At 67.3% G+C, this 11,458-nt stretch carries 12 protein-coding genes, 1 pseudogene and 1 riboswitch; of the genes and pseudogenes, 2 read left to right on the plus strand and 11 right to left on the minus strand.

All coding sequences use genetic code 11. The features are described 5' to 3' along the window. Positions 1-27: 27 nt before the first annotated feature. The 4 genes and pseudogenes from QQK22_RS19420 to QQK22_RS15590 form a co-directional block, all read right to left on the minus strand. Positions 28-789: pseudogene (locus QQK22_RS19420) on the minus strand (ISL3 family transposase); the annotation flags it as partial. A gap of 179 nt (positions 790-968) precedes the next feature. Then, positions 969-2,000, minus strand: a complete 1,032-nt coding sequence (locus tag QQK22_RS19425; protein ID WP_431310167.1) for an ImmA/IrrE family metallo-endopeptidase — start codon at positions 1,998-2,000, stop codon at positions 969-971. Next, on the minus strand, positions 1,940-2,803 hold the full coding sequence (locus tag QQK22_RS15585) for a hypothetical protein (RefSeq protein ID WP_284251866.1): 864 nt from the start codon (positions 2,801-2,803) through the stop codon (positions 1,940-1,942). The genes QQK22_RS19425 and QQK22_RS15585 overlap by 61 nt, the downstream gene beginning before the upstream one ends. A 574-nt stretch (positions 2,804-3,377) precedes the next feature. Continuing rightward, positions 3,378-3,941, minus strand: a complete 564-nt coding sequence (locus QQK22_RS15590) for a hypothetical protein (RefSeq protein WP_284251867.1) — start codon at positions 3,939-3,941, stop codon at positions 3,378-3,380. A 9-nt stretch (positions 3,942-3,950) separates the two neighbouring features. Between QQK22_RS15590 and QQK22_RS19430 the strand changes: the two genes are divergently transcribed. Then, the gene (locus QQK22_RS19430) at positions 3,951-4,205 is read left to right on the plus strand and encodes a DUF6308 family protein (RefSeq protein WP_431310168.1); all 255 of its coding nucleotides are present in this window, start codon (positions 3,951-3,953) and stop codon (positions 4,203-4,205) included. Continuing rightward, the gene (locus QQK22_RS19435) at positions 4,190-4,606 is read left to right on the plus strand and encodes a DUF6308 family protein (protein ID WP_431310196.1); all 417 of its coding nucleotides are present in this window, start codon (positions 4,190-4,192) and stop codon (positions 4,604-4,606) included. The genes QQK22_RS19430 and QQK22_RS19435 overlap by 16 nt, the downstream gene beginning before the upstream one ends. 286 nt (positions 4,607-4,892) lie before the next feature. Here the strand turns inward: QQK22_RS19435 and QQK22_RS15595 are convergent, their stop codons facing one another. The 7 genes from QQK22_RS15595 to QQK22_RS15625 all read right to left on the minus strand — a co-directional run bounded on the left by QQK22_RS15595 (position 4,893) and on the right by QQK22_RS15625 (position 11,442). Then, on the minus strand, positions 4,893-5,540 hold the full coding sequence (locus tag QQK22_RS15595; RefSeq protein WP_284251868.1) for a hypothetical protein: 648 nt from the start codon (positions 5,538-5,540) through the stop codon (positions 4,893-4,895). Positions 5,541-5,628: 88 nt separating this feature from the next. Next, complete coding sequence (locus QQK22_RS15600) at positions 5,629-6,579, minus strand: hypothetical protein (RefSeq protein WP_284251869.1); 951 nt, start codon at positions 6,577-6,579, stop codon at positions 5,629-5,631. A gap of 41 nt (positions 6,580-6,620) precedes the next feature. Next, positions 6,621-6,734: riboswitch (SAM riboswitch) on the minus strand. Positions 6,735-6,800: 66 nt separating this feature from the next. Next, positions 6,801-7,223 carry a hypothetical protein gene (locus tag QQK22_RS15605; protein ID WP_284251870.1) on the minus strand — a complete coding sequence of 141 codons (423 nt, stop codon included), beginning with the start codon at positions 7,221-7,223 and terminating at the stop codon, positions 6,801-6,803. A 506-nt stretch (positions 7,224-7,729) separates the two neighbouring features. Beyond that, a complete protein-coding gene (locus QQK22_RS15610; protein WP_284251871.1) occupies positions 7,730-8,344 on the minus strand; it encodes a hypothetical protein in 615 nt (204 codons plus the stop codon). A gap of 279 nt (positions 8,345-8,623) precedes the next feature. Continuing rightward, a complete protein-coding gene (locus tag QQK22_RS15615; protein ID WP_284251872.1) occupies positions 8,624-9,547 on the minus strand; it encodes a ketose-bisphosphate aldolase in 924 nt (307 codons plus the stop codon). A gap of 37 nt (positions 9,548-9,584) precedes the next feature. Then, on the minus strand, positions 9,585-10,475 hold the full coding sequence (locus QQK22_RS15620) for a carbohydrate ABC transporter permease (RefSeq protein ID WP_284251873.1): 891 nt from the start codon (positions 10,473-10,475) through the stop codon (positions 9,585-9,587). Between the two features lies 1 nt (position 10,476). After that, the gene (locus tag QQK22_RS15625) at positions 10,477-11,442 is read right to left on the minus strand and encodes a carbohydrate ABC transporter permease (RefSeq protein WP_284251875.1); all 966 of its coding nucleotides are present in this window, start codon (positions 11,440-11,442) and stop codon (positions 10,477-10,479) included. Positions 11,443-11,458: the final 16 nt, after the last annotated feature.

An 11,458-nucleotide genomic window follows, 5' to 3' on the forward strand; every position in this document is an offset into this window, starting at 1 on the left:
GGATAAGTGTCACCTATCCGTGCAGCAGACCCGGTCGTCGATAGCAGATTTGTAGCCGCCAAACGGGTCCAACGCCGCGATCTGGACGCCTTGGCGGAATGTCTCGCCGCGTTCAGTGAGCCAGTCCAGGTAGACCCTCTTCGATCGGCCCGGCACCAGGTCCAGCAGCCGAGCACGCACGCGCCCGTCATCGTCGCGGGTGAGGTCGACCATCCCGGTCAGCTCCTTCGGTCCCTTAGTGCGGCGGTCGCCGTGGTGCCAGGAGTGCTCATCGACCCCGAGGCTCCTCATCCCGGCGAACCGGGACTCCTCCGCGGCAAGCCACTCGAGCTTCACGACTCGCTACAGCGACCACCACGAGACGACCAGGTGGCGCGTGAGCCCGGCGATCGTGGCGTGCTCACGACGCAACGGCCCGATCGCCCAGAATCGCCCGGGTCGTGATCGAGCCGCGTGGATCGACCAGTTCCGGTACTTGCTCGGCGTACCCCCGTGAGGGCACGCGATCTCGGGGCACCGCCGGATCCGTTGGCGTCAGATCACGTGGACCCGGACGTCGCCGTGCGGCACGTCGTGCAGGACCCGCCGCGTTCGGCCGCGGCTCGGGGCCGCGACCCCGCATTCCGGGCAGCCCTGCAACTGCCAGGGTGTGGAGACGGTGACCGTCATCAGCGCCTCGGATCGTTCGACACCGTCGGCATGCACCCCGGGCACGCTCAGCAGCACGTCACAGCGCGAACAAGGGTCACCGGTGGTGGGCGCGCCAGCGCACCCCGGAGCGTTGGACAATGTCGAGGTCCTCGGAGTCGATCAGTGGTTGGCGCTTCTGATCATCGGGGACCTCGACCCCCGCACCCAGCCGCTGACCTCAGCCGGACCGATCCCCATCGGACTAGCGAAGAGCCCCATTAGGCCGGCTCTGTTGCGCCGCGAGTGCGGGGACGAGAATGCTTAGGGTACGTTCGGCCCTACCAGCACTCGTGGTCTGCGGGGTTCAGTCGATCAGTGGCGCTGTACGCAATATTGCAGTCGGGGCAAGAAGGTGACGCGTCGCTGATGCAGTCGCACGAACCGCAGGACGGGCAATGGTGCGAATTGCACACGGGGCATTTCGACATCGTGGTCTCGGGAACGAAGGCCTCTCCGCAGGCGGGGTTTGGGCATTCAGTCGTCCGGTCAACCCAAAGTGGCTGCGCATATCGATGAGCTAGTCGGACAACGACGAACGCGTATCGCCGCTCGTGGTCTAAAGCAACATCCGCGACTAGGCCGTCTTGGATATTGCCCGACCTTGATACAAGGCCGGGGTCGAGTATTCCGCTTGCCAGGCCTGACGCTGCTTGCGATGCATGCGCAATTAGTCCTGCGAAACCCGGCTGCGCTATTTGTGTTGGTGGCGCCCACAGCCTCCCAGTAGCACGAGCGTATATCACGAGTCCGTCCAGGTCGCATACGGCAACCGCCACGTCGTCACCGATGCCTGCGCCCTCTAGGCTCCGGTAGGCCAAAGCGGACCTCGACGCAGTAGAGAGTCTCTTGTGCTCCGTGGCCAGTTGTTGCGCGGTGGTGCTGCCCGCCTTTAGATCGACTGCATTATCCGGGATCAACAATTGCCCAGCGAATTCGTCTGCCACTCGCTCGTTGACGCGGTTCCCTTCTGCAGTTGGTAGGAGGCACCATGCATCTGCCCACGCGGGCGTCACCCGCTGGACGTAGTGTCCCAATTCGTGGAGAAGTGTGAATCGGTCTCGGGCCTCGGTCCACGAAGGGTGGAGAACGATAACTTCCGTCCTGTGATCGAAGTATCCGGCGACCGGACAATCTTGCTCAGGCAAGGGACGAACTTCGACCCGAGGGATCCCGACTCGGGCAAGTTCCGTCCCTGGGTCGAGTCTGAGCTCTTCGATATCGTAACCCTTGTCGCGCTTAATGGCGTCAATCAGGAGTCGGGCGATGGCTTTGTAGGAACGGGCCTCGAGTAGTGATTCGTAGTCAGCCAATGGTTAGTACCCCCGGCGATCAATCGTGCGAAGACGCCATTCAATCGAGAATCGATTGTCCCGTTCGAGCGTGCGGCCAGTTCGAACTCAGACGCGACGATGTCCCGTGCCCGAGATTCATCGACCCTCAGTTGCAGGCTCACCTGTCGTAACTGATTCTTGTACTGCGGTTTGAGTAATCGAAGCGATACTTCGAATGAGTCCGTAGTTATCAGCTGCCGCGTGTCGAGTCCGGTCACCTGAGCCAGGGATTCGGCTTGATCGGACGTGACAGGTGACTCGCCTCGAAACGCCTGGACCGCGGCTGCTGTTTGCATGCCGAGAACGTGAGCGAGGGTCGAGGGTTTGATTCCGGCTGCGCGCAGTGTATCCGGATTCAAGCGCGCCTCTGTACCGAAAGTCGGCCACTGAATATCGCCGAGGGTCGCCCAGATGTCGACAAGCAGCCGGGAATATTCCTTGGCTGCCGGCCGGCCTTCCGCGGTCGGCTCAGGTGTGAAAGGTATGGGTGGTGGTGTCCCGTCATCGAAGGCGGTCGCAGTGGCGTCGACGAGCGATTTGTTGAGCAGTGGGCCGAGTGGTCTATCGAACAAAGCGGTGCTGATTCCCGTCTCGCGGGACGGCCAGGCATAAAGTGGAATGCCCAGGGGCGTTTGGCGAATTTCGATAGCGGGCGGCGCCACCGGGTCGGATGGTAGGGAGATGGGCCAGACCAGGGTGTACTCGTCAAAGTGTGCCGTTACGAGGCCGAGGCCGCGTGCGAGGTTGTCCCACGAGAGTAGCCAGAGGTCGCCGGTAATCACCTGCTCGTTCTCAAGGTGTGGTTTCCAGCGGTCGGGGCTAACGCCAGCAGGGGGTGTCTCGAGGGATAGGCGCGTCATGATTTCTAGCCTGCAGCAGTTCCGTTACGTCCGCGGTAGTATTTCAAAGCCTCAGTCTTAGCGGGTTCCGAAAGAGTGCCCAGAAAAGAGCAGAGGGCTGGGTCGCCGGTCAGGTCCTTTCGGACGGCTCGCAGAAAGCGGAGGGTCCAGTGGCCGTCTCGAGTGAAGGGCATGTCGGGCGTTGCAGGACTGGGAAGGTCGCCGGGCATCGACGTCGTGGTGATGCGCGGTAGGCCCTTCCAGGCAACGGGGTCGTGAGGTGACATCGAAACGCACACGACCGGGCGTGATGTCTTCGTGTCATCTCCATCGAGGGTGGCGTCGCGATGAACTCGGTACACGTCGCCGTTTTCAGCAACATTGTTAGGCACGGCCCTCAACGTAGCTCATCCAGCCGGCTGGTGTCTGGTCATCTGGCCATGTGGTTGCGACGAACCGCACACGCGCCAGGGTTCATGTAGTCAGCGGAACACATCCGAAGTGGCTGAGGCGGTCGTCAGTGCAGCTCGGAGAGGACGACGCCCGCCGTACGGACGGCGTCGGACTCCGCGAAGACGTGACGGCCATCGAAGCCCTCGGGCATGCGTAGGTTCGACATGCCGGAGTGGATGAGGTGGATGTCGCGGGGGTGGGCGAGCGGGCCGAGGTCGACCTGCTCGCCGGTGTCGAGCCGCACGTCGACGAGGCCGCTGCGCATGTGCTCGTAGGCGCAGGTGACGATGCGGGCGTCGCGATTGTCGGTCTGGTCGTCCCTGCTGAGGGCGACGCGCGCGGCGTGGTGAGAGGTGAGGACGTAGTACATCTCCCAGTTGGTGTCCGCGACGCGCACGACGGCAAGGACGAGCTCGCCGTCAAGCAGGTGCCCGGCGAGGGCGCATTCGAGGACGGGGACGGTCTCTGGCTGGACGCCGACCCCGAGGGCGAGGGGCAGGGGGTCGCCGGTGACGCGGCCGTCGGGGGGTGTGGTCGCGGAGGATCGGGCGCACGTGTCGACCGTAGGGGAGAGGGGCGACAGCTGCTCGGGGTCCGCCCGAATGCGGGAGTTTGAGGGGCGTGCCACGATCGGGCCATGTCGCCGTGGACCCGTCCATCAATTCTCAGCCCCAGCCGCCAGAGCGACGCGCGTCGGCACCTCTTGCGATACTTCGCCGGAAGCGACTACTCCGGGTCCTACTTCGAGGAGGTCGGTGGAGACAGGGTCGATCCAAACCGGGTTACCTCGGAGGATCTGGTGGCGCTGGCGATGCTCTCGGTTCCGGTCCAGGGAGCGGCGGCGCGCGAGCTCCTCGGGGGAGGGCCGGCGCTGCGATCGCGGGCCTCCTGAAACAGATCCCAAGCCGTGCGAGTCTTGAGTTTCCGGACGGCCGGAAGATCCTGCAGTCCGAATTGCTCCTACAGACCTGGGTCGAGGTGAGGAAAGTCCGCACCTTCGGTCCGGTGCGCACCAGCAAGCTCCTGGCTCGCAAGCGCCCCCACCTCGTTCCCATCTATGACGAGCACATCAGGACGCAGTTCGGAGCGCCTCACAGCGGTGACCAGTGGAGCGCCTGGGCGGGTATGTTCGCGGACCCCACGCTCGTTCAGCACCTCGCTGCGCTGCGCAGGAGTGCTGGCGTGGATGGCAGCGTCTCACTGCTGCGGGTCCTCGACGTCGTCGTATGGATGGAGGGGAAGCACGGTTCCAGCGTCCCGGAGTCGGCGAGGACAGCCCACGCGGAGCTTTAGGGGGTTGCCGAGGCCCGTGACAGGGGCCCATAACTTCTCAAAGTTATGAGTCGGGGGCATGACTGGCGTAGGCGGTCGAGCCGCCGCTGATGCGCAGTTTTCCGCGCGTGGCAGCGGTTCGGTGGTCCATCGCGACCGTCACGCTGGACATGCTCTGCCGCCCATAAAGAGCTCATAACCGGACCACTCCAATGGATCGGTCCACGCTGAGACGTCGTCGGCGGCGCACTGTCAGGCCGCGACCTTCGAGCGTGACAGCCGGCCGCCCGACGCCGGCCCCGCCCGCTCAGTCCCGCCCGCCAGCCCCCTCCGCGAACTCGAACGCGACCGCAGCATCCGGGTCGATCCCGCTCACGATCCCGCGGTAGAACGCCATCGCCTGCTCGCGCAGCAGCTCGTCGTTGCTGTCGAGGTACTCCTGCTCGACCCCGCCGTCGAGGATGGTGCCGACCATCTCGACCTCGTCGATCTCGGGGGTGACGAAGCTGAGCACCCCGTTGTTCTCGACGACGAGCTCGAAGCTCTCGTCGTCGTGCCCGATGAGGACGAACTCGGGGATGGTGATGAGGTACTCGCCCTCGCCGGTCTCCTCGATCGCGACGTCCTCGCCCTCGATGCCCGCGAGCGCGCTGAACTCGTAGCGCATGAACGAGGAGCGCGCGCTGCCCGGGATCGTGATCCCGAGGACCTCACCGGTCGAGCTCTCCTCCAGCAGGCCCTGGATCCCGAGCGTCAGCAGCACGACCTGCTCCTCCGTCTCGACGGCGTCGAGCACGGAGACGTCGCGCGTCACCCGGTCGGTCGTCACCGTCGGCGCCGAGAGGTCGAAGCGGCCCGTGAGCGTGAGGACGAGCAGGATCGTCAGCACGGCCGCGGCGAGCCACCCCAGCCATCCGAGCCACGGTCGTGAGCCGGCCTGGGATCGAGTCGTCATGTCGTCTCCGTCGTCAGGTGCGTGCCGATCCCCCTCGAACGTAACGGCTCGGAGGCGCGGCGCCACGAACGGCTTTCGTGCCCCGCGCTCAGCCACCCATCTCCCACCGCACGATCCCCGCCAGCCTCGCCGCGTCCACCCCGAGCACCATCCCCTCCGGCAGCGACCGCTCGAACATCGCGACCACCGACCGCGCCGACGCCTCCGCGGACGCCGGGTGCGCGCTCGACCACGCGCGCCAGGTGACGACCGGCTCGGGCGACGGCGGGGCCCAGCCTCCGCCGTCGAGCACCGCCTGCGTCACCCGTCCCTGCGGCCCGAACCGCTCCGCCCACGGCACGACGGCGCGATCGCCGTCGACCATCCGCCCCATCGCGACCATCAGCTCCCGGGAGGCGTGGCGCTGGGCGAGCAGTCGCTGCGCACCCTGCACCGGCCGCGGAACCCACCTCGGCAGCGCGTCGACGGCGGCGCGGCACCGCAGGCACTCCCGCGTCCACCGGATCGCCACCCCGGGCCGCGGCCGCAGCTGCGCGTGGGCCACGCGCCAGCAGATGTCGCACACGCGCGCTGACACGAGCCGGCAGCCACCCGGGACCTCGCGGGGGTAGCCGACGGCGAGTCCGTGCACGCGGCAACCGCTGCTGCCGGTGTCCAGGCCGATCACACGCTCGCACGGCCGTGGCTCGGGGTCGCGGCGCCGCACGAGCCCGACGTCGATCCCCGGCCGACGCGGCACGCGCACGAAACCGGTACCCGGCACCCAGTCGAGCACGACGTCGCGGCTCACCATCGAGGTCAGCCACGCGCTGGTCTCCGGCGTCGCGTCTGTGGTGAACGGATCCTCGAAGAGCCGGCGGGCGTGATGGAGCAGCATCCACTCGGGCGACTCCATCATCGCCATCTCGAACGGCCACGGCAGCTCCTCCCAGTCGTGCCCGAACGGCGCGGCGAGGACGGAGGTGGGGACGAACGCCTCGAGGCAGGCGTTGTCGGGGTGGTCGGCGTGGTGCATGGGGGCGCGGACGAGGTCAGGCACGGTGGGGTCCTCACGGACGGGCGCCGGCGCGGGCGACGGCGGAGCACGACTTCCCATCGCGGGTGCGGCGGGCGGGTCTTGCTCCGGGAGCACCGTGCCGTGCGGCGCGGTTGCTGGCCAGCGAGCCGGAGGGCTTGGCGCTGGTCCTCGTGACCGGGCACCACTGTGCCACGGGGTGCCGACATCGGCGCGGTGTGCCGCGCTTCTTGCGAGCCCCGGTCTCAGGGGCCCTTGTTGGTGGTGAGGTTGGTGGGTCGGTCGGTGACGGGGACGTCGATGGCGCTCTCGAGGTCGTAGTCGAAGGTGCCGTTCTGGGTGGGGCCCTGCCAGGTGATGGTCCAGTTGCTGGTGGCGGTCAGGGTGTAGGTGCCAGGGGTGGTCCAGTGGTGGCCGCAGTCGGGCTCGTCCTGGAGGCTCATGGTGGCTGGTGGGGTGGCGATCTGGTCGCGGGTGCAGGTGAGGGTGGTGCCGTCGCCGGTGTCGTAGATGACGTCGTCCAGGGTGGCATCGAGGGTGATGGTGATGCCCTGCTCGTCGACCGCGGCGGACAGTGGCCCGATCGCGGCAGGCCCTCCCTCGGCCCAGAAGTAGGCGGGGGCGCCGATGAGGACGTTGGGGTCGGCCAGGTTGGGGCGCGGGGCCATCCCGAGGGTGATGGGGTCGAGGTCGAGCTGTGTCAGTGCCTGCCGGGCGACGGCCTCTTCGTCTACCGTGCGAGCGGCCTCAGCCCAGTACATCTCGGCCGTCGGGCACTCCGCGATCGTGTCACCCAGGGAAACGAGGCAGACGTACGGAGTGCACTGGACGATGATTCCGTCGGTTCTACCCGCCCAGGCGGGGTCGTCCGGTGCTGGCTGCGGCGATGCTGGCTTCGCATAGCAGCGCCCCGTCCAGGACCCCGCGTACGTCTCGCACGGAATTGTCCGACCCCCTGTTTCGCACACTCGCGGGACGGTAGGTGCGGGCTCGCCGTCCGGCGGTGGCGGGCCGCCCGGCTTTCCGTCGTCGTAGCAACCCGTCGAGACTTCACCCGTGACCGGGTCCTTCCGCTCCCAGCAGATCTCGGCGGCAGCCGCGTCAGGCGTCGGCGCCACGACCATTGCCCCGATGAAGAGGAGCACGACAGCAGCGAGGGCCTGAGCGCGACTTCTCAGCATGTCTGGTCGGGTTGGGGTTCGATCTCCTCGATGGTCCAGAACACGTCGGACTGCTTCTGCAGCCTGACCTGGGTGGGGAAGCGGGTGCTCGGGCGCTCGCTCTGCTCACCATTCGCCTCGAACGACGTCACGGCTGAGGAGTCCACGCAGACGACCGCATCCGCCATCGGAAAGTCTTCCGGGTTCGCGGGCAGGGTGACCTGGAAGGAGGAGAGGGCCACGTCGCCCTCGGTCCGTTCTCCCGTGGCGGCCATCTGCTCGTAGTAGGACGTGAGCGGCGCCTGCAGGTCCGGCCCCCAGAAGTGGGCGAGCTCCTCCTGCCACGTCGCGTAGCTCGCGGCACCGACACGGCCGAGGGCGGCGTAGTACTCGACGACGGTCAGCTTCGCCGCCTCGATGTTCTGCTCCTCGGGCGTGAGCGTCGGAGTCTCTGTCTCGCTCGCCGTCGGGCTCGGTGTCTCGGTCGCCGTCTCCGTGGGCTCCGCCGACGTCGAGCTCTCGGTCGGCTCCGGTTCCTCGTCCGGCGAGCAGGCGGTGACCCCACCCACGACGATCCCGAACGCAGCGAACCCCGCTGCCACGCGCGCGTAGCGCCCACCTCTGGTCATGGTTCCGCCCCCTGACGCCTCCAGATTGCTGCCGAGAGTAGGGCACCCCGACCCCGCCCGACCAGACCCGGTGCCCGATCTGTGGACAGCGACCACACCGCCGATGAGGTCCGCGGCCCCCCCGCGCGACGACCGCAACTGACCCTGCGCCGTCGTTCCCGCGCATCGACGAGGACGCAGGACCCGGATAGCCGAACGACTGTTGCGCCCGACACGGATACGAACTCGCATCCGTGCCGAGCGCAACAGTCGCGAAGGACCAGCCCCCGGAACAGCCCCCTACTGCTGCACGGTCGCCTTCCCCTCGACCCACCGCCGAGCCCCCACACCTGCCGGCCGGTACACGTAGTCGTCCGCCCCGCCCACCGCCCCGAGCACCTCGGCCTTGTGGCGCACCACGTCCCGCACCACAGCCAGCGCCGGCGGGCAGATGTCCAGCGGTTCGCGCTGGGCCGGGTCGGCCAGGACCTCGCGCAGCTTGGCGTAGTACGCCGTCTTCATGTCGGCCGAGATGTTCACCTTGGCCACGCCGCGCTTCACGGCCTCCGACACCTCGGAGTCCACCGCGCCGGATCCGCCGTGCAGCACCAGCGGGATCCGCACGGCGTCGGTGATCCGCTCGATCAGGTCGAGCTTGAGCTCGGGCACGAAGCCGGGCGGGTACACCCCGTGCGCCGTTCCCACGGCGACGGCGAGCATGTCCACGCCCGTGTCGTCCACGAACTCCTTGGCCTGGGCCGGGTCGGCGAACACGAAGTCCTGCATCTCGGCCAGGGAGCGGGGGTCACGCGGGCCGATCGTGCCGATCTCACCCTCGACCGAGACCCCCACGAGGTGCGCCATCTGCACCACCTTGTGCGTGAGCGCGACGTTCTGCTCGAACGGCAGCAGCGACCCGTCGATCATCACCGAGGTGAAGTCGTGCCGCAGCGCGGCGGCGGCCTGCTCCACCGTGGCGCCGTGGTCGAGCTTGACCGCCACGGGCACCGAGGCCGAGCGGGCCATCGCGAAGACCGAGGCGAGGAAGTGGTCGCCCACGAACTCCCAGTCGTCGGGGTGGATCAGCAGGATGACCGGCGAACCGACCTCCTCGCTGGCCGCGAGCACGGCGGTCAGCATCCCGAAGTCGCTGATGTTGTAGGCGGGTACGGCGAACCCGCGCTCGTAGGCCGTGCCGACGATGTCGCTTCCGGTGAACAGCATGGGGTGGTCTCTTCTCTCGAGTGCGGCGGGAGCCGGGTCAGGCCTTGACGGCGCCGGCGGTCATGCCGCTGACGAACTGTCGCTGGAAGAACAGGAACAGGACGAGGACGGGCACGCTCCCGAGCACACTCATCGCCATCATCTCGCTCCACTGGAACGAGTGCTCGCCCATGAGGAGCTGGATCCCGACCGGCACGGTGCGGTTGGACCGGCTCTGCGTCAGCGTCAGCGCGAACAGGAACTCGTTCCACGCGACCATGAACGTGTAGGCGCCCACCGAGACGATCCCGGGGCGCGCGGCCGGCACGAGCACCTGCCACAGCGCGCGGAGCGAGCTTCCGCCGTCGACCTTGACGGCCTCGTCCAGCTCCTTCGGGATCGTGTTGAAGTAACCGGTCATCATGAGGATCGCGTAGGGGATCGTCGCGACCATGTAGGTGAGGATCAGCGCCCACAGGGTGTCGTACAGCTTCAGCCACACCACGAGCCCGAAGTACGGGATCAGCAGCGTGATCGGCGGCACGGCCTGCACCGAGATCACCACGGTGTTCACCAGGCTCTTCAGCGGGAACTGGAACCGGCTCAGCGCGTAGCCGGCCATGATCCCGGCGAACAGCGTGAGGGCGACGACGGTCAGCGCCACCGTGTAGCTGTTGGTGAAGAACCGCAGCTTCTCGGGGTTGGTGAGGATCCCGGTGTACGCGTTCAGCGTGAACGTGTCCGGCAGGAACGTGGGCGGGTACTGGAAGATCTCGGTGTTCGGCTTGATGGAGCTCAGCAGCATCCACAGCGCCGGGAACCCGGCGAACAGGGCGCCCAGCGAGAGCCCGATCCACAGCCCGACCTTCTGGGCGGCCTTGGACCGGCGCCCGGTCGAGGGCCGGCCCGTGGTCGCGGAACGGCCGCGCGACGTCGCGATGGCAGTCATGTCAGTCCCTCGCCTTCTGGTGGCGCACGTAGAACAGGGCGACGATCGCCGAGATCAGGAAGAGGATCACGCCGCTGGCGGACGCGAGCGCGAACTGCCGCTTCGAGAACGCCAGGTTGTAGGTGTATGTGGCGATGGTCTCGGTGGCGTTCAACGGCCCACCGCCCGTCGCCAGGAAGATGATCGGGAACTGCTGCAGGTTCCAGATGAAGTCGAGCATCGCCATCGCCAGGATGATCGGCGTGAGCTGCGGGATCGTGATGCTGAAGAACTTCGCGCGCCACCCCGCGCCGTCGATCGCCGCGGCCTCGTACAGGTCGCTCGGGATCCCCTGCAGGCCGGCGAGCAGGCTGATCATGAAGAACGGGTAGCCGGCCCACACGTTGATGAAGATGACCGAGCCGAGCGCGAGGTCGGGGTTGGAGAACCACTCGACCTTGGTGCTGATGAGGTTCAGCGTCTCCAGCACGTAGTTGATGACGCCGTTGGGGTTGAGCAGCAGCTGCCACAGGATCACCACGATCGAGGCGGTGAACACCCACGGCAGGATGTAGATGACGCGGAACAGCGAGGCGGCGAGCCGGGGGAGCAGCCCGCTGTTGAGCATCATCGCGAACGCGAGGCCCAGCAGCAGGTGCAGCGCCACCGAGGTGACGGTGAAGACCCCCGTCTGACCCAGCGCCTTGCGGAAGATCGGGTCGCCCAGCAGCGTCGCGTAGTTCTCGAGGCCGACGAACTCCGGGTCGCGCACCATGATCACGTTCGAGAGCGTCGAGTACGTGAACACCATGACGACCGGCACGGCCATCATGACGAGCATGACCAGCAGCGTCGGGGACATGTAGCCGTAGGCCGTGAGGCTGGTCCGCCACCACCGGCGTGTGCGCGGGCCGGTGCGGGGGCGCTCCGGGCCCGGCGTCGGCAGCGGGTTCGGGGCGGGGATGGGTCGAGTTGTCGTCGCTGACATCGTTCTTCCGCTGGTC

Origin of the sequence: Litorihabitans aurantiacus (assembly GCF_030161595.1) — a bacterium.
Taxonomy (GTDB): Bacteria; Actinomycetota; Actinomycetes; order Actinomycetales; family Beutenbergiaceae; genus Litorihabitans; species Litorihabitans aurantiacus.

Coding starts and splice junctions, on each gene's coding strand:
- QQK22_RS19430 (WP_431310168.1), top strand. CDS start 3,951: ATGTCGCCGTGGACCCGTCCATCAATTCTCAGCCCCAGCCGCCAGAGC.
- QQK22_RS15595 (WP_284251868.1), bottom strand. CDS start 5,540: ATGACGACTCGATCCCAGGCCGGCTCACGACCGTGGCTCGGATGGCTG.
- QQK22_RS15605 (WP_284251870.1), bottom strand. CDS start 7,223: ATGGCCCCGCGCCCCAACCTGGCCGACCCCAACGTCCTCATCGGCGCC.
- QQK22_RS15610 (WP_284251871.1), bottom strand. CDS start 8,344: ATGACCAGAGGTGGGCGCTACGCGCGCGTGGCAGCGGGGTTCGCTGCG.
- QQK22_RS15615 (WP_284251872.1), bottom strand. CDS start 9,547: ATGCTGTTCACCGGAAGCGACATCGTCGGCACGGCCTACGAGCGCGGG.
- QQK22_RS15620 (WP_284251873.1), bottom strand. CDS start 10,475: ATGACTGCCATCGCGACGTCGCGCGGCCGTTCCGCGACCACGGGCCGG.
- QQK22_RS15625 (WP_284251875.1), bottom strand. CDS start 11,442: ATGTCAGCGACGACAACTCGACCCATCCCCGCCCCGAACCCGCTGCCG.